Origin of the sequence: Bradyrhizobium sp. (assembly GCF_030697065.1) — a bacterium.
In the GTDB taxonomy this organism is placed as follows: domain Bacteria; phylum Pseudomonadota; class Alphaproteobacteria; order Rhizobiales; family Xanthobacteraceae; genus Bradyrhizobium.
This window is the reverse complement of the sequence record NZ_JAUYQU010000010.1, coordinates 1-18527: the sequence shown is the minus strand read 5'-3', so window position 1 is coordinate 18527 and position 18527 is coordinate 1. Positions and strand designations below refer to the sequence as shown.

At 65.2% G+C, this 18527-nt stretch carries 18 protein-coding genes and 1 pseudogene; 7 read left to right on the top strand and 12 right to left on the bottom strand.

Annotated features, from left to right (window positions below):
- Positions 1-159: 159 nt before the first annotated feature.
- Genes dut through ubiE form a run of 4 tightly spaced genes read right to left on the bottom strand, consistent with a single transcriptional unit; the run spans position 160 to position 4439 of the window.
- Entirely contained in the window at positions 160-618 is a 459-nt protein-coding gene (dut, locus tag Q8R73_RS01010; protein WP_305717696.1) for a dUTP diphosphatase, read from the bottom strand.
- Positions 612-2051 (bottom strand): bifunctional phosphopantothenoylcysteine decarboxylase/phosphopantothenate--cysteine ligase CoaBC, encoded by a 1440-nt coding sequence (gene coaBC, locus Q8R73_RS01005; RefSeq protein WP_305717689.1) that lies wholly within the window; start codon positions 2049-2051, stop codon positions 612-614. Before coaBC ends, dut begins: the two co-directional genes overlap by 7 nt.
- A gap of 55 nt (positions 2052-2106) precedes the next feature.
- Positions 2107-3681: a 2-polyprenylphenol 6-hydroxylase gene (gene ubiB, locus Q8R73_RS01000; RefSeq protein ID WP_305717688.1), complete on the bottom strand. Its 1575-nt coding sequence runs from the start codon at positions 3679-3681 to the stop codon at positions 2107-2109.
- Entirely contained in the window at positions 3678-4439 is a 762-nt protein-coding gene (gene ubiE, locus Q8R73_RS00995) for a bifunctional demethylmenaquinone methyltransferase/2-methoxy-6-polyprenyl-1,4-benzoquinol methylase UbiE (protein ID WP_305717687.1), read from the bottom strand. The genes ubiB and ubiE overlap by 4 nt, the downstream gene beginning before the upstream one ends.
- 80 nt (positions 4440-4519) lie before the next feature.
- On the opposite strand from ubiE, the gene mutM reads away from it, so the two are divergent.
- On the top strand, positions 4520-5401 hold the full coding sequence (mutM, locus tag Q8R73_RS00990; RefSeq protein ID WP_305717686.1) for a bifunctional DNA-formamidopyrimidine glycosylase/DNA-(apurinic or apyrimidinic site) lyase: 882 nt from the start codon (positions 4520-4522) through the stop codon (positions 5399-5401).
- A 71-nt stretch (positions 5402-5472) separates the two neighbouring features.
- On the opposite strand, the gene Q8R73_RS00985 is transcribed toward mutM, so the two are convergent.
- Positions 5473-6219 carry a ParA family protein gene (locus Q8R73_RS00985; RefSeq protein WP_305717685.1) on the bottom strand — a complete coding sequence of 249 codons (747 nt, stop codon included), beginning with the start codon at positions 6217-6219 and terminating at the stop codon, positions 5473-5475.
- A gap of 286 nt (positions 6220-6505) precedes the next feature.
- Between Q8R73_RS00985 and ggt the strand changes: the two genes are divergently transcribed.
- A complete protein-coding gene (gene ggt, locus Q8R73_RS00980) occupies positions 6506-8185 on the top strand; it encodes a gamma-glutamyltransferase (RefSeq protein WP_305717684.1) in 1680 nt (559 codons plus the stop codon).
- A gap of 70 nt (positions 8186-8255) precedes the next feature.
- Here ggt and Q8R73_RS00975 read toward each other — a convergent pair whose 3' ends face one another.
- The 3 genes from Q8R73_RS00975 to Q8R73_RS00965 form a co-directional block, all read right to left on the bottom strand.
- Positions 8256-8501 carry a hypothetical protein gene (locus Q8R73_RS00975; protein WP_305717683.1) on the bottom strand — a complete coding sequence of 82 codons (246 nt, stop codon included), beginning with the start codon at positions 8499-8501 and terminating at the stop codon, positions 8256-8258.
- Positions 8502-8510: 9 nt separating this feature from the next.
- Positions 8511-9032, bottom strand: a complete 522-nt coding sequence (locus Q8R73_RS00970) for a hypothetical protein (RefSeq protein WP_305717682.1) — start codon at positions 9030-9032, stop codon at positions 8511-8513.
- Between the two features lie 176 nt (positions 9033-9208).
- Positions 9209-10555: a serine protease gene (locus tag Q8R73_RS00965; RefSeq protein WP_305717681.1), complete on the bottom strand. Its 1347-nt coding sequence runs from the start codon at positions 10553-10555 to the stop codon at positions 9209-9211.
- Positions 10556-10674: 119 nt separating this feature from the next.
- On the opposite strand from Q8R73_RS00965, the gene Q8R73_RS00960 reads away from it, so the two are divergent.
- A complete protein-coding gene (locus Q8R73_RS00960) occupies positions 10675-11484 on the top strand; it encodes a molybdopterin-synthase adenylyltransferase MoeB (protein WP_305717680.1) in 810 nt (269 codons plus the stop codon).
- A 39-nt stretch (positions 11485-11523) separates the two neighbouring features.
- On the opposite strand, the gene Q8R73_RS00955 is transcribed toward Q8R73_RS00960, so the two are convergent.
- Entirely contained in the window at positions 11524-12525 is a 1002-nt protein-coding gene (locus Q8R73_RS00955; RefSeq protein WP_305717679.1) for a D-glycerate dehydrogenase, read from the bottom strand.
- Positions 12526-12907: 382 nt separating this feature from the next.
- Between Q8R73_RS00955 and Q8R73_RS00950 the strand changes: the two genes are divergently transcribed.
- On the top strand, positions 12908-13435 hold the full coding sequence (locus tag Q8R73_RS00950) for an SH3 domain-containing protein (protein ID WP_305717678.1): 528 nt from the start codon (positions 12908-12910) through the stop codon (positions 13433-13435).
- 157 nt (positions 13436-13592) lie between these two features.
- Here Q8R73_RS00950 and irrA read toward each other — a convergent pair whose 3' ends face one another.
- Entirely contained in the window at positions 13593-14063 is a 471-nt protein-coding gene (gene irrA, locus Q8R73_RS00945; RefSeq protein ID WP_305717677.1) for an iron response transcriptional regulator IrrA, read from the bottom strand.
- Between the two features lie 387 nt (positions 14064-14450).
- On the opposite strand from irrA, the gene fabA reads away from it, so the two are divergent.
- From fabA to fabI, 3 genes are all read left to right on the top strand, one after another.
- Positions 14451-14981, top strand: a complete 531-nt coding sequence (fabA, locus tag Q8R73_RS00940; protein WP_305717676.1) for a 3-hydroxyacyl-[acyl-carrier-protein] dehydratase FabA — start codon at positions 14451-14453, stop codon at positions 14979-14981.
- Between the two features lie 76 nt (positions 14982-15057).
- Positions 15058-16281, top strand: coding sequence for a beta-ketoacyl-ACP synthase I (gene fabB, locus Q8R73_RS00935; RefSeq protein WP_305717695.1), 1224 nt, complete (start codon positions 15058-15060; stop codon positions 16279-16281).
- A gap of 140 nt (positions 16282-16421) precedes the next feature.
- On the top strand, positions 16422-17228 hold the full coding sequence (fabI, locus tag Q8R73_RS00930; RefSeq protein WP_305717675.1) for an enoyl-ACP reductase FabI: 807 nt from the start codon (positions 16422-16424) through the stop codon (positions 17226-17228).
- A 162-nt stretch (positions 17229-17390) separates the two neighbouring features.
- On the opposite strand, the gene Q8R73_RS00925 is transcribed toward fabI, so the two are convergent.
- Both Q8R73_RS00925 and Q8R73_RS00920 read right to left on the bottom strand, forming a co-directional pair.
- Entirely contained in the window at positions 17391-17987 is a 597-nt protein-coding gene (locus Q8R73_RS00925) for a glutathione S-transferase family protein (protein ID WP_305717674.1), read from the bottom strand.
- A 143-nt stretch (positions 17988-18130) separates the two neighbouring features.
- Positions 18131-18527 (bottom strand): annotated as a pseudogene (locus tag Q8R73_RS00920) (peroxidase family protein); the annotation flags it as partial.

The following is an 18527-nucleotide window of genomic DNA, read 5'->3' as shown; positions in this document are numbered from 1 at the left end:
TATCCCCAACGGGACTCGGGGGGTAAGAGTCCAGATCGTGAACGTGAATCGCGATGCAAAAAAATGCATTGGGGTGAGCTTTGAGAAAATCGATTTGGTAAAATTGGCGCTGTTTTCGCTCCGATCGCGCCAGGAAGCGGAACCGCGGCGACCCGCTAGCTAGCGGCCGGTCGATCCGAAACCGCCGGTACCCCGATCGGTGGTGGAAAGCGCTGCGGCGGGAACCAGTTCCGCCATCACCACCGCGGCGATAACCATTTGCGCGATGCGCTCGCCGCGCCGGATCGAAAAGGACGCATCGCCATGGTTGATCAGCAGCACGCCGATCTCGCCGCGATAATCCGCGTCGATGGTGCCGGGCGAGTTCAGCACCGTGATGCCGTGCCTGGCGGCAAGCCCGGAGCGCGGCCGGATTTGGGCCTCGAAGCCCGGCGGCAGCGCGATCGTGAGCGCGGTCGGAACCAGCGCATATTTACCAGGCGCCAGCAGCATCGGCGTGTCTTCCGGCACCGCCGCCAGCAGATCGAGGCCCGCGGCGTACGCGCTCTGATAGGCCGGCAGCGCCAGGCCCTCGCCATGAGGCAATTGCCGGATCTCGACCTTGATGGCGCTCACAATGTCTTCTCCGGGGTCTTGCCTGTCAGGCTGCTGGCGATCCGCGCCACCAGTTCGGTGGCGACCTGTTCCTTGCCCATGACCGGCCAGGATTCGACTTTGATATCGGTGCTGGCTGCCCCGCCATCGCGGGTCAGCAGATGAACCGTGTTGCGGTCGCCGCCCATCACGCCGGTCGCGGGCGATACGTCGTTGGCGACGATCCAGTCGCAGCCCTTGCGCGCCAGTTTCGCCCTGGCGTTGTCGATAAGGTGCTCGGTCTCGGCGGCGAAGCCGATCACCAGCGGCGGGCGCTTGTCGCTCAGCTTTGAAATCGTCGCAAGGATGTCGGGGTTTTCCACCAGCTGCAGCGGCGGCATGCCGGCGGCGGTCTTCTTCAGCTTCTGCTCGCCCGCATTGGCGACGCGCCAGTCGGCGACGGCGGCGGCGAAGATCGCGATATCGACCGGCAACGAGGCTTCGACCTGCTCCAGCATGTCGCGCGCGGACTCCACATGCTTCACGGCGACCCCCGCGGGATCGTCGAGGTCGACCGGGCCGGTGACCAGGATGACGTCGGCACCGGCGGCCTGCGCCGCCGCGGCGATCGCAAAACCCTGTTTGCCGGAGGAGCGGTTGGCGATGTAGCGCACCGGGTCGATCGGCTCGTGGGTGGGTCCTGCTGTGATCAGCACGCGTTTTCCCGCCAGCGGGCGCGCTTGCGGTGGCCGCAGCAATTTTTCGGCGGTGGCGGCGATTTCCGTGGGCTCCGCCATCCTCCCGATCCCGGCCTCATTGGCCTCCGCCATCTCGCCGGCATTGGGGCCGATCATCGCGATGCCGTCGCGTTGGAGTTGCGCTACATTACGGCGGGTCGCAGCGTTGTTCCACATCAGGGGATTCATCGCCGGCGCCAGCAGGATTGGCCGGTTGGCCGCCAGCAGGATGGCGCTGGCGAGGTCGTCGGCATGGCCCTGCGCCATCTTGGCCATCAGGTCGGCAGTCGCGGGCGCCACCACGATCAGGTCGCAGTCGCGGCCGAGCCGGATATGGCCGGCGTCGAACTCGCTCGATGGATCGAACAGGTCGGTGTAGGCGCGCTCGTTCGACAGCGCGCTGGCGGCAAGCGGCGTAACGAAGTGCTGGGCCGCGCGGGTCAGCACGCAGCGGACGTGAATCTGCCGCTCCTTCAGCCGGCGGATCAGGTCCAGCGCCTTGTAGGCGGCGATGCCGCCGCCGATGATCAGGGTGACGCGCGGGAGGCCGTGGGCGGCGCTGGGTCCGCGGTCCGCTGCCGACGCCTGAGAGACGGCCGGCAGCGTGGGCGAAGGCTGATGCGCGGCCTCGCGCAAAATCACCCGCACCTCGTCCTCGACCGATCGGCCGTTGCGGGCGGCCCGCAACCTCAGCTCATCGCGGATGGCGTCGTCGAGTTTGCGGATGGTCAGGCTGGCCATGGCGAGATCCGGCTGGTTATGCCAGCAACGCTATCATAAAATGCATGCATTGCAATCAAAGCTGACGAACGGCGAACAGAATCGCTATGAAAGTCGCCGCGATGATCCAGAGCGCCAGGGTGCGCGCTCGGTTCTTGCGCCCCTCGCTGCGCCCCAGCGCCGCGATGGTCTCCGGCGACAGCGTAATGCCCTCCCGGGTCATGGTTTCGAGTTGCTCGAGCACGGCGACCGAGCGCGAGGCGAGCGACGGCAGCGCGCCAAGTACGCGGCCAAGTTCGCCAGCGCCGGCCACGGCGCCTTCAACGCGTCCGACCGGGCCGAGGTTGCGCTCGATCCATTCGCGAACCACGGGATCGGCGACCTTCCAGATATCGAGTTTCGGATCGAAACCGCGCGCCACGCCCTCCACCACCACCATGGTCTTCTGCAGCAGGATCAGTTCGGGGCGGGTCCGCATGTCGAACAGGCCGGTGACCTCGAGCAGCAGGGTCAACAGCTTCGCCATCGAAATTTCCTCGGCGACGCGGTTATGGATCGGCTCGCCGATGGCGCGGATGGCTTGCGCAAAATTCTCCACCGAGTGATGCGCCGGCACATAGCCGGCCTCGAAATGCACTTCGGCTACGCGGCGATAATTGCGGGTGATAAAGCCCAGCAGGATTTCGGCGAGGAAGCGCCGCTCCTTCATGCCGAGCCGGCCCATGATGCCGAAATCGACCGCGACCAGACGGCCGGAATCGTCGAGAAACAGGTTGCCGGGGTGCATGTCGGCATGAAAGAAGCCGTCGCGCAGCGCATGGCGCAGGAAGCTCTGGATCACCTTGCGCCCGAGTTCGGGCAGGTCGACCTGCGACTGCTGCAGCCGCGCATGGTCGCTCAGCGCGATGCCGTCGATCCATTCCATCGTCAGCACATTATGCGTGGTGCGGTCCCAGTCGACCGCGGGCACGCGAAAATCCGGATCTTCGCGGGTGTTTTCCGCCATCTCGGACAGGGCTGCCGCCTCCAGCCGCAGGTCCATTTCCATCGCGACCGAGCGCGACATCGTGTTGATGACCTCGATCAGCCGCAGCCGCCGGGCTTCCGCCGAATGCGCCTCCGCCTTGTGCGCGACGAAGAAGAAGTCGGCGAGGTCGCGGCGGAAACGCGCGGCGACATCGGGCCGCAGCACCTTGACCGCGACCGAGGTGCGGACGCCGTTCCGCTCGGTTTCCGCGCGATGCACCTGCGCGATCGAGGCCGCGGCGACCGCGGGCCCGAAACTCGCAAACGCCTGCGCCACGGGACGTTCCAGCGACGTCGCGATGACGGCTTCGGCCTCGGCTTGCGGAAAGGGCGGCAGCCGGTCCTGCAGGCTTTCCAGATCGCGCGCCATGTTGGCGCCGACCACGTCGGGACGGGTGGCGAGAAACTGCCCGAGCTTGAGATAGGCCGGCCCGAGCCGCGTCAGCGCGCGCGACAGCCGCCGGCCGGACTTGGCGCCGGGGCGCTCGATCAGCCGGGCGATGCGCAGCGCCAATTGCCCGGGCGGCGGCACCAGCGAGGGATCGACCACGCTGAACACGCCCTCGCGCGCGAACACGAAACCGGCGCGGACGAGCCGCGCGATGTGGGTCAACGCCGAAATCACAAACGCCAGCCCGAATGCAGCGCCACGATACCGCCCGAAAAACTCTGCCAGCTGGCGCGGGAAAAGCCGGCCGCGCGCATCATCCCGGCGAACGCATTCGGCTTCGGGAACTTGCGGATCGATTCGACGAGGTATTGATAGGATTCGGCGTCGCCGGTCACGGCGCGGCCGAGCGGCGGAATCACCTTGAACGAGAACAGGTCGTAGATGCGCTCGAGCCCGGGCATGTCGACGGTGGAGAACTCCAGGCACAGAAATCGCCCGCCCGGCTTCAGCACCCGATAGGCTTCGCTGAGCGCGAGATCGATCCGCGGCACATTGCGGATGCCGAACGCGATGGTGTAGGCGTCGAAGCTGCGGTCGGGAAACGCCAGCGCCTCGGCATTGCCCTCGACGAACGAGACCCGGTCGTCGAGATGCCGTGACGCGGCGCGGCTGCGGCCGACGTCGAGCATGTCGGAATTGATGTCGCAGACGGTCGCCCGAAAGCCCGCGCCCGCCGCCTTGGCGGCGCGAAAGGCGATGTCGCCGGTGCCGCCGGCAACGTCGAGCAGCGCAAACGGCGTATCCGCGCGCGGCGGATTCAGCGCGTTGATCATCAGGTCTTTCCAGACCCGGTGCAGGCCCGCCGACATCAGATCGTTCATCAGGTCGTAGCGCTGCGCCACGCTGTGGAACACATCGTTCACCAGCGTCTGCTTGTCCTCCAGGGGCACGTCCCTGAAGCCAAAATGCGTGGTCTGGTCCGGCCGGTTCATCAACTATTCTCCATCGCCGACCATAGCGCGGCTGGCCCAATGGCGCTATCACGTCACGTCCTCAAGGTGAACGCCCACGTATGCCCGAATTGCCCGAAGTCGAGACCGTCCGCCGCGGCCTGCAACCGGTCATGGAGGGTTTTCTCATCGCGAAGGCCGAGGCCCGGCGCAAGGATCTGCGGTTTCCGTTCCAGAAGGATTTCATCGAAAGGCTGGACGGCCAGACCGTCACCGGGCTTGGCCGCCGCGCCAAATATCTGATGGCCGATCTCGGCTCCGGCGACGTGCTGCTGATGCATCTGGGGATGTCGGGCTCGTTCCGCGTGGTCGCCCATGAGGGAACGCGATCGCCGGGAACATTCCACCATCCGCGCAACGAGGACCGCGCGCACGATCATGTGGTGTTCCACATGTCGTCGGGCGCATCGGTGGTTTTCAACGACCCGCGCCGCTTCGGCTACATGAAGATCATCGCGCGCCATGCGCTGGAGGCGGAGCCGTTGCTGAAGGGTCTCGGTCCCGAACCGCTCGGCAATGAATTCGACGCCCGCATGCTGGCGCGCGCCTGTGCCGACAAGAAGACCAGCCTGAAGGCCGCCCTGCTCGACCAGCGCGTGGTCGCCGGCCTCGGCAACATCTATGTCTGCGAGGCGCTGTATCGTTCGCAACTGTCGCCGCGCCGATCGGCCGCGACGCTGGCGACCAGGAAAAGCGAGCCGACCGATCACGCCAAACGCCTGGTGAGCGCCATCCACGACGTGCTCAACCAGGCCATCAAGGCCGGCGGCTCGTCGCTGCGCGATCATCGCCAGACCTCGGGCGAACTCGGCTACTTCCAACATTCGTTCCAGGTCTACGACCGCGAAGGCGAGCCATGCCGGACCGCCAAATGCGGCGGCATCGTCAAGCGGTTCACCCAGAACGGACGTTCGACCTTCTGGTGCCCGAAGTGCCAGAAGTGAGGCCGACGGAGCGAGCCCGACGCGGCGCCCCGCCGAAGTGGCGCTGCGCCGCGTCGGGACACCTGCCTTGCTCAGGAAGTCAGCGCGAGGGCTTCTTCCGGGGCCGGCAGGTACATCGTGGGAACGATGTCGGGCGAGGCCGGGAGCATGCTGATCATCAGCGGTTCGTCGGCGGTAACGCCGGGATTCAACCTGGCCTCGACCCACTGCCAGAGGCCGCGGACTTCATCGGCCGATTTGCCTGACGGCGCGTATTCGATCACGGCCAATCCAAGGCCCAGCGCATCCTGGTGATCGTTGCGCATCACGATGTAGGGCTGCGCGACGACGCTGGCGAGATCGTTGGACACTTCGTCGCCGAGGACGATCGCGGCATTGCTGACACGCTGGCCGCGGATCGGCGTCTGGTTGAGGATGAAGGCGAACGGCGTGTTCCAGGCGCGGGCGATGCCCAGCGTCGAAGCGGTGGCTTCGACGTCGGCAACGCTCGGGCGCGACGGGATCAGGCACAGATCGGCGTAGCGAATGGCCGCCGTGGTCGCGGCATTGAGGCCGCCGGCGGTGTCGATGATGGTCAGCGTCACGCCGCTGCGTTCCAGCGCCTGCAGCTTGCCTTCGATATCGCCGGCGCTGTAGATGGGCTCGACCAGCGGCTCGGCATAGGGGCGGCGCCCCTGCCAGTTCGAAAGCGTGCCTTGCGAGTCGGTCTCGATCAGCCGAACGGTGTGGCCGGCCTGGATAGCGGCCAGCGCGAGGCCGATGGCGAGCGTACTCTTGCCGCTGCCACCCTTTTGGGTGGCCAGAACGATCGTATGCATTGTAGTTCCTTTGAGGAATTTTTGAGGGATTTGCGGTACGCTCTACTGGTGCATCACATTCTGCGATGCCGAGCATTCTCGCTCAGGACTGCCGGCCCGATCCTTCAAAACGTCATGGATCGCGGCTGTCCGAATCACCTAACCCTGTGACGGTGCCGCTTTCCGAGCTGTCTGGCTATTCCGGAACAATACGGTCCCGCGAAGTCCGGTCCGGATAACCGTCAAAGTTGTCTGTCCTGTGGAAAAGCAGCAGCAGCCGATGCAAGCAAGATGGAGGATGCTCAACATGATGGGTAACTGGCGCGATCGCACCGACACCGTTTTCGAGTGCCGCAAGCAGCCGGCATCGGGCAGCCGCGGCATGGTGGTCAGCAATCACCCGCTGGCCTCGGCCGCGGGCGCCGAGATGCTCGCCGCAGGCGGCAACGCCATCGATGCCGCGATCGCCACCCTGTTCACGCTGACCGTGGTTGAGCCGATGATGGTCGGCATCATCGGCGGCGGCATGGCGCATATCAGGCTCAGCGACGGCAGCCACCGCTTCATCGACGGCCAGAGCACCGTGCCGCTGTCCGTCCGCCCCGACACCTATCGCTCGAAGCCCGGCTCGGCGCACGACGTGTTCGATACCGTCGGCGATGAAAACCTCAACGGCGCAAAGGCGGTCGCGGTGCCCGGCTCGCTCAAGGCCTGGTGCGAAACGCTGCGGCGGTTCGGCACCATGCCGCTCGCCGATGTGATGCAGCCCGCGATCAAACACGCGTCGCGCGGCTATGCGGCGACGCCCTATCTGCATGAATGCATCAGCGACGGCGCGACCGAGATGCTGAAGGACAAGGCGATTTCGGCGATCTACCTGCCCCGGGGGACACCGCTGCAGGCCGGCGAGCGCGTCGTGCAGCCGGAATATGCCGAGACGCTCACCTATATTTCGCAGCATGGCGACGCCGCGCTCTATGCCGGCCCCCTCGGCGACGTGCTCGTCGATTACATGAAGGCGCATGGCGGCTTCATCACGCGCCAGGACCTGACCTCCTACAAGACCGTCGAGCGCGCGCCGATCCGGACCGATTATCGCGGCTGGCAGATTCTCGGGCCGCCGCCGCCCGCCGCCTCCGGCGTGCACATCGCGCAGATGCTGAATATTCTGGAGGGTTACGACATCGCGGCGCTCGGCTTCGGCACCGCCCAAACCATCCATTATCTCGCCGAAGTCCTGAAGATCGCCTTCGCCGATCGCGCCGCCGCCAGCGGCGATCCCGATTTCATCGGCGTGCCGGTGGAGCGGCTGACCTCGAAGGATTATGCGAGGGAGCGCCGCGGCGCGATCGAGCCAGGGCGCGCGCAGCAATGGAGCGCCGGGGTGGCGCAGCTCGAGGGCGCGCACACCACGCACATGACCGCGGCGGATGCATTCGGCAACGTGGTCGCGACCACGCAGACCATCAACAATCTGTTCGGCGCCAAAATCCTGATCCCCGGCCTCGGCACGGTGCCGAACAATTACATGAACCTGTACGATCCCCGGCCGGGCCACGCGTTGTCGCTGGCGCCGGGCAAGCGCGTCACCACTTCGATGTCGCCGATGATGGCGCTGCGCGACGGCAAGCTGGTCTATGCGCTGGGCCTGCCCGGCGGCAAGAAGATCTTTCCGAGCGCCATGCAGGCGCTGATCAATCTGATCGATCATGGCATGAGCCTGCAGGAGGCGGTCGAGGCGCCCAGGGTCTGGACCGAAGGCAATGCGCTCGAGGTCGAGGCCGATGTCCCTGAATCCGTTCGCGCCGCCCTCGCGGCAATGGGCCATGATGTGCTGGCGGTGCCGACGGTAGCCGGCGGCATGAACGCGATCCAGTTTCACCAGGACGGCTCGATGTCGGGCGCGGCCTGCTGGCGCGCGGACGGCACGCCGGTCGGGCTTGCCGGAGGCCTGGCGCGCGCGGGAATCCGGTTCGGGCTGGCGTGACGCACGCGGGATAGGCGGGGGCGCGGTACGATCAGGAGATCGCGGATTGCGCGGCGGGCGATGGCTTCTCTCAACGCCTGTACAGGATGCGCTGCCAGATCGTGCCGCCCAGATATTTGCTGCCCGCCACGAAATAGACGATGAGCAGCGCAAACAGGACGAGCGCCGGCATGCCTTCGAGCTTGAAGCCCTCCGATGTCACGCTGCCGGTGAGGTAGCCGATCGCGTAGCCACCGCCGAAAAACACCGTCACGAAGTCGAGGATGGCGGCGAGAACCTTGCGCCAAGTGGCTACCGGTGTGACAGCGTCAGTCATCCCCGCACCTTACTTTCCGACGGCGGAGAAATCGGTGGCGGCGTGGGTCAGCAGACCGGCGCCGCCGGCGTCGCTGCTGGACGGATCCCGCACCTTTACGTCGATCGCAATCAGCTTCAACTCGCCTTCTGAAACCGCGAAGTCGAGCTCATAGCTGAGACGGCTCGGCGTCGTGTCGAAATAGCCGCGCAGCATCAGGAAGCCGTTGCTGGCAAATTTTGCCGGGGCGGTCTGGACGATCGGCTTCGCCGCGATGAGGTCGATACGCTTGCCGGCGAACACCTTGAAGGCCTGCTTCAGGGTATCGGCGGTGAACCTGTCGCGGAACGGTTTGGCCATCTTGGCGTACATCACGGCATAGTTGCCGGTCAGGTTGGCGTCGTTGAAGGTCAGCAGGGAAGTCTTGACCATGACCTCCTCGACGAAAGGCGTGGGCAGCGGCGGGGATTGCGCCACCGCCGAACCGGGGATGGCCACTCCGATCGCGAGAGCCACAATCGCTAATATTCTCGACAGGTGTTTCATTGTCATTCTCGCGGGCTCTCCGAGCCAGAAAAATTCGCTGCATTTTCGGAGAAAAATCTGTGAACCGATCAACCATGCCGTCATTGATCTGGGTCAACGATCTGCGTGGCGTTAAGCCGGCAGACTGCCGCTGCGTCTCCGGGCGACGCCGCGATCGCCACTGCTGCTCGGGCGAGGGGCAGCTACTTCCTGACGCAGATTATGCGCACCACGGAGGCCTTCGCGTCCGCCGATCCGCCTGGAGCCGCGACGCCATTGGCTTTGAGAAATCCGCGCACGGTGTCGGCTGAAACCAGCGCCGCGGCCGCGGCGTTCGCCGGTCCCGCTAGCATGACCGGCTTCAACAGCGCGATGCCGGCGAATTTGCCTTCGTTATCGAGCGCCGCGGCGCCGGAAAAACCCAGCCCCGGCGCCGGCGACAGATCGCTGCCGCTGCCGTTGGGCGTGACCGAGGCCTTGACGCTGCTCGCCGCGGCGCCGCCGCCCTGGTTCTGTGGGTCGGCAATCCCGGTCAGTTCGACGCTGGATCTTGCCGCGCCGCCGGTGAGGTTGAGCGGCGTCAGCCCGCGTGCACCGTAGATTCGCAGCAGCGCGAGATCGTGATTCTTGTCCTCGGCGACGCGATCGGCGTTGCCGTGACCGGCGACCGCGATCGTCAGGCAGCCGTCGGTGAGCTGACGGTCGGCGAGGATGGCGCCGTCGCCGCTGACGACAAGGCCGGTGCCGTATTCGACTGTCTTGCGCGGCGGCGGGCCGGCACCCTGCGCGCCCGCCGGGAACGGGTTGAATGCGCTCGACATCGCGATCACCACCGGCTCGACGGTGTTTTCGGTGGCCTGGTCGTACAGGATGGTGAGGATGCGGATCTCATCGCCCTTGAACGTTCCGCGCACATAGAATTTCTTCAGGCCCTGCAATCCCGACAGCACGAAGAAATCCGGCTTCACCACGGTGTAGTCGACCTTGCGCCCGGCCGGCTCCCTCTTCTCCTGCCCGGCGAGCTTTGCGGTGGTCGGATTGGCTTCCTTGCGCCGGGCCAGTTGAATCTGCACGGTGCCGGTCGGCGAGGACCATTTGGCTCCGCTGGCGTCGGAGGATTGCTGCGGCACCAGCTTGCTCGGCACGCCAAGCCGCGCCCCGCTGGCGGCCTCGGTGACGATCTTCCAGCCGACATTGTCCTGCTTGCGCTTCGCCGTCTCGGCGAGGATGCCGCGTTCCTGCGGATTGAGCACGCCGGTTGGCTTGCCGCCGCGGCCCTTCTGGAATTCCTTGATGGCGGCGACCATGCGCTCGCTGACTTCGCCCGTGATCGCGCCATTGTAACGGCCGACCCAGGCGAGATCCGACTGGATTGCCAGACGTTCCGCCTGCGGCATCGCGCTGGCGGTATCAGCCGGGGTCTGCAGCGCGGGACGGACCGGCACGGTAGTGACGGGCTTCGGCCTGACGCCGGCCGGCGGCGTCACCTGGGCCTGGGCGGAAGCCCCCATCGCCACGAACATCAAGGTTGCCGTCAGCAACGATCTCATGACAGGTCCCGGTCCATTGAAGTAAACACAATTAAGCACAACTGCCTGGCCGGCAACAGCTGCGCCATGGTTGAGGCAGGGGTATTGGTAGTGGCGGTAACAAAGGACGAAGCCCGATCATGCTGAGCGCCGGCGAACTCGAACGATACGCCCGCCACATCGTGCTGCGCGAAGTCGGCGGCCCCGGCCAGGCCGCGCTGAAGGAAGCCGCGGTGCTGGTGATCGGTGCCGGCGGTCTCGGCGCGCCCGCGCTGATGTATCTGGCCGCGGGCGGCGTCGGCACGCTGGGTGCGGTCGACGATGACATCGTGTCGCTGTCCAACCTGCAGCGCCAGATCATTCATTCCACGCCGGATATCGGCCGCCAGAAGGTCGACAGCGCCGCCGGGCAAATCTATGCGCTCAACCCCCACGTCCGTTTCGCGGCGCACGCCTCGCGGCTGACGGCCGACAATGCGATGGAGCTGATCGGCAGTTACGATCTGGTGCTCGACGGTTCCGACAATTTCGAAACCCGCTATCTGGTGTCGGACGCGTGCTTCCTGGCCGGCAAGCCGCTGATCACGGCGGCGCTCGGCATGTTCGACGGTTCGCTGACCACGATCCGCGCGCATGAGACCAACGCCGAGGGCGAACTGAACCCGACCTACCGCTGCCTGTTTCCCGAACCGCCGCCGCCGGGCACGGTGCCGGCCTGCGCCGAGGCCGGCGTATTGGGAGCGCTGGCGGGCGTGCTGGGATCGATGATGGCGCTGGAGGCGATCCGCGAGATCGTCGGCTTCGGCGAAGGGCTGGTCGGCCGGTTGCTGATGGTCGACGCGCGCGCGATGCGGTTCGAGACCCTGCGCTACAAGCGCGATCCGTCCAATCCGCTCAACGGCGATGCGCCGACGATTGTCGATTTGAGTGGGTATCTCAACGAGATATAGAATCCCCGTGGTACCAGCGTTCCATGGAGTTCCAAGCCCTCACATCATGCTGGGCAGCACGCGGTCCGGCGGCTTGTGGTTGTCGAGGAAGGTCCGGATATTGATGATGACCTTCTCGCCCATCTCGACGCGGCCCTCGATGGTGGCCGACCCCATATGCGGCAGCAGCGCGACCTTGCCGGCCCGGGCCAGCCGCACCAATTTCGGGCTGACCGCGGGCTCGTTCTCGAACACGTCGAGGGCGGCGCCGCCGATCTCGCCGGTTTCGAGCAGCTTGATCAGCGTGTCTTCGTCGATCACCTCGCCGCGCGCTGTGTTGACGATATAGGCGTCCTTGCGGATCAGCTTCAGCCGCCGCGCCGACAGCAGATGAAACGTCGCCGGGGTGTGCGGACAGTTCACCGAGATGATGTCCATCCGCGTCAGCATCTGGTCGAGGCTTTCCCAATAGGTCGCGCCCAATTCCTCGGCGATGACGGGCGCCACGGGACGGCGGTTGTGGTAGTGGATCTGCAGCCCGAAGGCGCGGGCCCGGCGTGCCACGGCCTGGCCGATGCGGCCCATGCCGATGATCCCGAGGCGTTTGCCGCCGATGCGATGGCCGAGCATCCAGGTCGGCGACCAGCCCGGCCAGTTCTTGCCCTCGGTGAGGATCGCGGCACCCTCGATCAGCCGCCGCGGCACCGCCAGGATCAGCGCCATGGTCATGTCGGCGGTGTCTTCCGTCAGGACTTTCGGGGTGTTGGTGACGGTGATGCCGCGGGCATGCGCCGCGGCCACGTCAATATTGTCGACGCCGTTGCCGAAATTGGCGATCAGCCGCAGCTTGCAGTCGGGGTCCTTGAGCAATTGTTCGGATATTTGGTCGGTAACGGTGGGCACCAGCACGTCGGCGGTCCGCACCGCTTCGGCGATCTGTTCCGGCGTCATCGGCATGTCGTCGAGATTGAGCCGGGCATCGAACAACTCGCGCATCCGGGTCTCGATCGAGTCCGGCAGCTTGCGCGTGACAACAACGAGCGGTTTTCTCTTAGCCGGCATTTCCTGCTTTCACGAGTCTGTTGCTCGCCATCCCTCTGGTCCTCAAAGGCCTGGCCGTTGAGGCCCCATTAACCCGGTTGTTCGACACTGCGGCGGGCCGCGTGGTCCCGGTGTTCGGTTACGGTTTGCTCATGGTTGGCTTGGGTTCCCCGAGATTCCCGCTGCTCTGCAACGGGAAATTTCGGGCTCGTCTGTTCAGAGCGTTCCGTCCTCTCTAGCAGAAGGCCGGGCCAAGACAAGAACCCCGGCAAGCCGCCCGGGAATGGAAAGTCTGCGGGGCGCAGTCGGGATCGCGGGGGCGATCGGGCGGGGTACAGGGGACGGTAGTCCCGGTGTTTCGGCTTGAAGAATTCGAGTTGGTTTCTCGGCAGGAGACGAGTTGATGGCGTTGAGGCGTTCTTGCAGGTTGATGGTGCTCGCAGGCTGCATGCTGGGTGCGTCGGCCGGCCCCGGACTTTCGGCCAAGGAATCCGGCCAGACCGCCAGCGGCTTGCCGCTGCCGCGTTATGTCAGCCTCAAATCCGACCATGTGAACGTCAGGGCCGGCCCGACCAAGGACAACGACGTCGCCTGGGTCTACACCCGCTCGGGCCTGCCGGTCGAGATCACCGCCGAGTTCGAGAACTGGCGCCGTGTCCGCGATTCCGAGGGCGCCGAGGGCTGGGTCTACCACTCGCTGCTGTCGGGCCGCCGCACCGCCGTCATCACCATGAAGACCAGGGACGAACTCGCTCCGCTCTACGACCGCGCAGACCCGACCTCGGCGGTCGCCGCCCGCCTGCAGGCCGGCGTCGTGGCCCAGGTGAAAAAATGCACCGCCGGCTGGTGCCGCGTCAGCGGCAACGGTTTCGACGGCTGGATCGAGCAGCAGCGGCTGTGGGGCGTCTATGCCGACGAGAAGGTGGATTGACGCGTAGCGTCATTCCGGGGAGCGTCGCGAACCGCTGATGTGCAACTGCACACGGGGGAATATCGAGGTTCCGGGGTTCGGTGCTCTCGTCGGGCGCATTCGCGCGACCCGCTGGCATCGCCCGGAACGACCATCACATGATTAGTTTGCTTGCAGCTCAGCGCTTCTTGCGCAGCCGCACGACCATGTCGACCCGGGCGATCTCGTAGCCTTCGGGCACATCCGGCATCTTCTGCAGCACCAGATGCGGGTCTGGAATATCGACCAGCTCATGGCTGTTTTCGAGATAGAAGTGGTGATGTGTGGTCACATTGGTGTCGAAATAGGTCTTGGTGCCGTCGACGCTGACCTGGCGCAGCAGACCGGCATCGGTCAGCTGGTTGAGGGTGTTGTAGACGGTGGCGAGCGATACCGGGACCTTGGCGAGGGTGGCTTCCTCGTAGAGCATTTCCGCGGTCAGATGGCGGGCGCCCTTGCCGAACAGCAGCCAGCCCAGCGCCATGCGCTGGCGGGTCGGGCGCAGCCCTGCCGCCTGCAACATTTCATTGACGTCATGCCAAGGACAACCGGTCAGCGCCGGCTGGTGACCAGCGGGTCGGGTGGCAGGATGGGCGGCGTCGTCTGTCAAAACCGAAGCTTCCGCACTTATTTCCACGTCAGGCACCGCACTCGTTGTCGCACTACTGCAATCCCGGAATATAGAAGGAAATCCGTTAGATGCAAGTATTTCGCAACTGGAATAGCCCCATGGAAACTAGAACGATCCTAAGGTAAACGGAACCGGTGCGAGGGAAGCGGTATTTGCCCTTCGGTGGCGCTTTGCCACCGGAACGGCCTATGATAGAGAGCGCGCGGACTTAACTTTGCGAATCGGCAAAGGCGAGCGCCGGTGGCTGCAGGACCATCCTGAACTGCAGCATTCCGCCAACTCGCGACAATTGGCGCACTTCCTGCGCGAACTGGGTCCATTTCGCTCGAAAACGCACCCATCGGATTTTGAAAGAGGCTCGGCAGCATGCTGGATCGACGCGGCAGTTACGAATACGAGGACTTGCTGGCGTGCGGCCGCGGCGAGATGTTCGGCCCGGGCAATGCACAATTGCCGCTGCCGCCGATGCTGATGTTCGACCGCATCAGCGAGATTTCCGAGACCGGCGGGGAATATGGCAAGGGCCTGATCCGCGCCGAACTCGAGGTAAAGCCGGATCTCTGGTTCTTCGGGTGCCATTTCAAGGGCGATCCGGTGATGCCGGGGTGCCTGGGGCTCGATGCCTTCTGGCAGATGGTAGGCTTTTATCTGGGCTGGACCGGCGGCGCCGGGCGCGGCCGGGCGCTGGGCCTCGGCGAGCTGAAGTTTTCCGGACAGGTGCTGCCGAACGTCCGCAAGGTTGTGTACAATGTCGACATCAAACGTGTGATGCGATCAAAGCTGGTGCTGGGCATCGCCGACGGGTGGCTTTCCACCGACGGTGATATTATCTATCGCGCGAAGGATCTGAAGGTCGGGCTGTTCAAGCAGGACGCCGAATCTCAGCCGGGCGCCTAAGGCTGCCCCGGCCGAGGGGGCATCAGGTTTGAACACGACCATCACACAAAACCGCAACGAGCAGGGCGAGGCGATCATGAGGCGGGTTGTCATCACGGGGATGGGCATCGTCTCGTCCATCGGAAACAACACCCAGGAAGTACTGGCAAGCCTCCATGAGGCGAAGTCCGGGATCACGCGCGCGGACAAGTATGCCGAGCTCGGTTTCCGCTCCCAGGTGCAGGGCGCGCCGACGCTCGATCCGGCCGGCGTCATCGACCGCCGGGCGATGCGCTTCCTCGGCGAGGGCGCGGCGTGGAATCACGTCGCGATGGAGCAGGCGATCCAGGATTCCGGCCTGGAGCCATCAGACGTTTCCAATATTCGCACCGGCATCATCATGGGCTCGGGCGGCCCGTCGGCCCGCACCATCGTCGAGGCCGCCGACATCACCCGCACCAAGGGGCCGAAGCGGGTCGGACCGTTCGCGGTGCCGAAGGCGATGTCCTCGACGGCGTCGGCGACGCTCGCCACCTGGTTCAAGATCAAGGGCGTCAACTATTCGATCTCGTCGGCCTGCGCCACCTCGAACCATTGCATCGGCAACGCCTACGAGACCATCCAGATCGGCAAGCAGGATGTCATCTTCGCCGGCGGCTGCGAGGAACTCGAATGGTCGCTGTCGGTGCTGTTCGACGCCATGGGCGCGATGTCGTCGAAATACAACGATACGCCCGCGACCGCGTCCCGTCCCTATGACATCAGCCGCGACGGCTTCGTCATCGCCGGCGGCGCCGGCGTCGTGGTGCTGGAAGAACTCGAACATGCCAAGGCGCGCGGCGCCAAGATCTACGGCGAAATCATCGGCTACGGCGCCACCTCAGACGGCTACGACATGGTTGCGCCCTCCGGCGAGGGCGCCGAGCGCTGCATGCGGATGGCCATGGAATTCGTGAAGACGCCGATCGACTACATCAACCCGCACGCGACCTCGACGCCGGCGGGCGATCCGCCCGAGATCGAGGCGATCCGCAAGGTGTTCGGCGTTGGCGACAAGTGCCCGCCGATTTCGGCGACCAAGGCGCTGACGGGACATTCGCTCGGCGCCACCGGCGTGCAGGAGGCGATCTACTCGCTTCTGATGATGCAGAACGGCTTCATCTGCGAAAGCGCCAACATCACCGAGCTCGATCCCGTGTTCGCCGACATGCCGATCGTGCGCAAGCGCGTCGACAATGCGAAGCTCGGCACCGTGCTTTCGAATTCCTTCGGCTTCGGCGGCACCAACGCCACGCTTGTGTTCAAGCGGATGGATGCGTGATTCTTTGCCTTCGTCATGCCCCGCGCATGCGGGGCATCCAGTAGTCCGCGACTCTCGTCGATCAGCGCACGGTTCGTATTACTGGATCACCCGCCTTCGCGGGTGATGACATCATCAGGAATGAGTGGAGCGCGGCGAGTATGCAGGACCTGATGAAGGGCAAGCGCGGGCTGATCATGGGCGTCGCCAATGATCATTCGATCGCCTGGGGCATTGCCCGGGCGCTGGCGGCGCAGGGCGCCGAATTGGCTTTCACCTATCAGGGCGAGGCGCTCGGCAAGCGCGTCAGGCCGCTGGCCGAACAGCTCGGCGTTCCCATGGTGCTGCCCTGCGATGTCGAGGACATCGCCAGCGTCGATGCGGTGTTCGAAACGCTGCGGGAAAAATGGGGCCGGCTGGATTTCCTTGTTCATGCCATCGGCGCATCCGACAAGAACGAACTGAGAGGCCGCTACGCCGACACCAGCCGCGAGAATTTTTCCCGCACCATGGTGATTTCGTGCTTCTCGTTCACGGAACTGGCCAGGCGCGCGGCGGATCTGATGCCCGAATCCGGCGGCGCGATGATCACGCTGACCTTTGGCGGCTCGATGCGCGTGATGCCGAATTATAACGTGATGGGCGTCGCCAAGGCTGCGCTGGAAGCCTCGGTGCGCTATCTCGCCGCCGATTTCGGTTCCCGCAGCATCCGCGTCAACGCGATCTCGGCCGGCCCGATCCGGACGCTGGCAGGATCGGGCATCGGCGATGCGCGCGCGATGTTCGCGTTCCAGCAGAAACATTCGCCGCTCGGCCGCGGCGTGACGCTCGATGAACTCGGCGGCTCGGCGCTGTACCTGCTCTCGGACCTGTCAGGCGGCGTCACCGGCGAAATCCACTACGTTGATTCCGGCTACAACGTGATCTCGATGCCGCGGCCGGAAGAGCTGAAGAATCTCGGGGAGTAGTTTCTCGCTCGACGTCCATCAACAAAGCAACGTGTCGTCGCCCGGCTTGACCGGGCGATCCAGTACGCCGCGGCTTTTCCGTTGCCCCGAACGTCTCTGGAATACTGGGTCGTCCGGTCAAGCCGGACGACGACAGTTGCGGGTGGGACAAAGCAGCCACGCTCACCCCGCCGCGATCTTCTCCGCGCGCTGGAATGCCGGGCGCGCGGCGCAGCGATTGAGATAGGCGTCAAACGACGGGCGCGACGGCACCATCTTGAACATCCGCACCGCGAAATGCAGTCCCGACCCGATGACGATGTCCGCGGCCGAGAAGGTTTGTCCCAGAATCCACGGGCCTTTTTCAAGCGCGGTGTCGAGCACGTCGAACACCCGCTGAGCCTCGCCCCAGCCGGCGGCGACCGGGTTCATCTCGATCTTGGTCGCGAGCTGCACGATCGCGGGCTCGATGCAGCCGGGCGAGAAGAACAGCCAGTAGAGATATTTTGCGCGCGCGGGATCGCCCAGCGGCGGCGCCAGGCCGGCTTGCGGATAGCGTTCGGCGACATAGGCGCAGATCGCGGCGGCCTCCGCCAGCGAAGCGTCGCCATCCCCCAGCGCCGGCACCTTGCCCATCGGATTGATCGCGAGATAGCCGGGCGCCTTCTGCGCGCCGGTGGCGATGTCCGTCAGCACGCGCTCGTAGGGCTGTCCGGTCTCTTCCATCAGCCAGAGCGCGGTAAACGACCGCGTGCGCGGCGCCCAATAGAGCTTCATCATCGGATCATTCCCTGCTTCTTCGATCGAGACATGACGAACCCGGTCGTCGGTTCGGCCTGTGTCGCTTCTACAGGCAAATCCCGGGCAAGAAAAAGGGCGGCCCTTCGGCCGCCCTCCATTGGTTTTTCGCTACTCCGCGGCAATCATTCCGCAGCTTGCAGCTGCGGCTGGGCCAGATCGAAGCGGTCGGCGTTCATCACCTTGGTCCAGGCCGCCACGAAATCCCGGGCGAACTTCTCCTTGGCATCCGCGCAGGCATAGACCTCCGCGAGGGCGCGGAGCTGCGAGTGCGAGCCGAAGATCAGGTCGACGCGCGTGCCGGTCCACTTCACCACCTTGGTCTTGCGGTCGCGCCCCTCGTAGCCGTCACCGGAACCGGCCGGCTGCCATTCCGTGCTCATGTCGAGCAGGTTGACGAAGAAGTCGTTGGTGAGCGTTTCCGGCTTCTTGGTGAAGACGCCATGCTTCGAGCTGCGGGCATTGGCGCCGAGCACGCGCAGGCCGCCCACCAGCACGGTCATCTCGGGTGCCGTCAGCGTC

Excerpts from the sequence above, each read along its gene's own strand:
- coaBC (WP_305717689.1), bottom strand. The coding sequence starts at position 2,051 with ATGGCCAGCCTGACCATCCGCAAACTCGACGACGCCATCCGCGATGAG.
- ggt (WP_305717684.1), top strand. The coding sequence starts at position 6,506 with ATGATGGGTAACTGGCGCGATCGCACCGACACCGTTTTCGAGTGCCGC.
- Q8R73_RS00960 (WP_305717680.1), top strand. The coding sequence starts at position 10,675 with ATGCTGAGCGCCGGCGAACTCGAACGATACGCCCGCCACATCGTGCTG.
- Q8R73_RS00925 (WP_305717674.1), bottom strand. The coding sequence starts at position 17,987 with ATGATGAAGCTCTATTGGGCGCCGCGCACGCGGTCGTTTACCGCGCTC.
- fabA (WP_305717676.1), top strand. The coding sequence starts at position 14,451 with ATGCTGGATCGACGCGGCAGTTACGAATACGAGGACTTGCTGGCGTGC.
- Q8R73_RS00975 (WP_305717683.1), bottom strand. The coding sequence starts at position 8,501 with ATGACTGACGCTGTCACACCGGTAGCCACTTGGCGCAAGGTTCTCGCC.
- ubiE (WP_305717687.1), bottom strand. The coding sequence starts at position 4,439 with ATGAACCGGCCGGACCAGACCACGCATTTTGGCTTCAGGGACGTGCCC.
- Q8R73_RS00970 (WP_305717682.1), bottom strand. The coding sequence starts at position 9,032 with ATGACAATGAAACACCTGTCGAGAATATTAGCGATTGTGGCTCTCGCG.
- Q8R73_RS00965 (WP_305717681.1), bottom strand. The coding sequence starts at position 10,555 with ATGAGATCGTTGCTGACGGCAACCTTGATGTTCGTGGCGATGGGGGCT.
- Q8R73_RS00985 (WP_305717685.1), bottom strand. The coding sequence starts at position 6,219 with ATGCATACGATCGTTCTGGCCACCCAAAAGGGTGGCAGCGGCAAGAGT.
- mutM (WP_305717686.1), top strand. The coding sequence starts at position 4,520 with ATGCCCGAATTGCCCGAAGTCGAGACCGTCCGCCGCGGCCTGCAACCG.
- fabB (WP_305717695.1), top strand. The coding sequence starts at position 15,058 with ATGAGGCGGGTTGTCATCACGGGGATGGGCATCGTCTCGTCCATCGGA.
- Q8R73_RS00950 (WP_305717678.1), top strand. The coding sequence starts at position 12,908 with ATGGCGTTGAGGCGTTCTTGCAGGTTGATGGTGCTCGCAGGCTGCATG.
- Q8R73_RS00955 (WP_305717679.1), bottom strand. The coding sequence starts at position 12,525 with ATGCCGGCTAAGAGAAAACCGCTCGTTGTTGTCACGCGCAAGCTGCCG.
- fabI (WP_305717675.1), top strand. The coding sequence starts at position 16,422 with ATGCAGGACCTGATGAAGGGCAAGCGCGGGCTGATCATGGGCGTCGCC.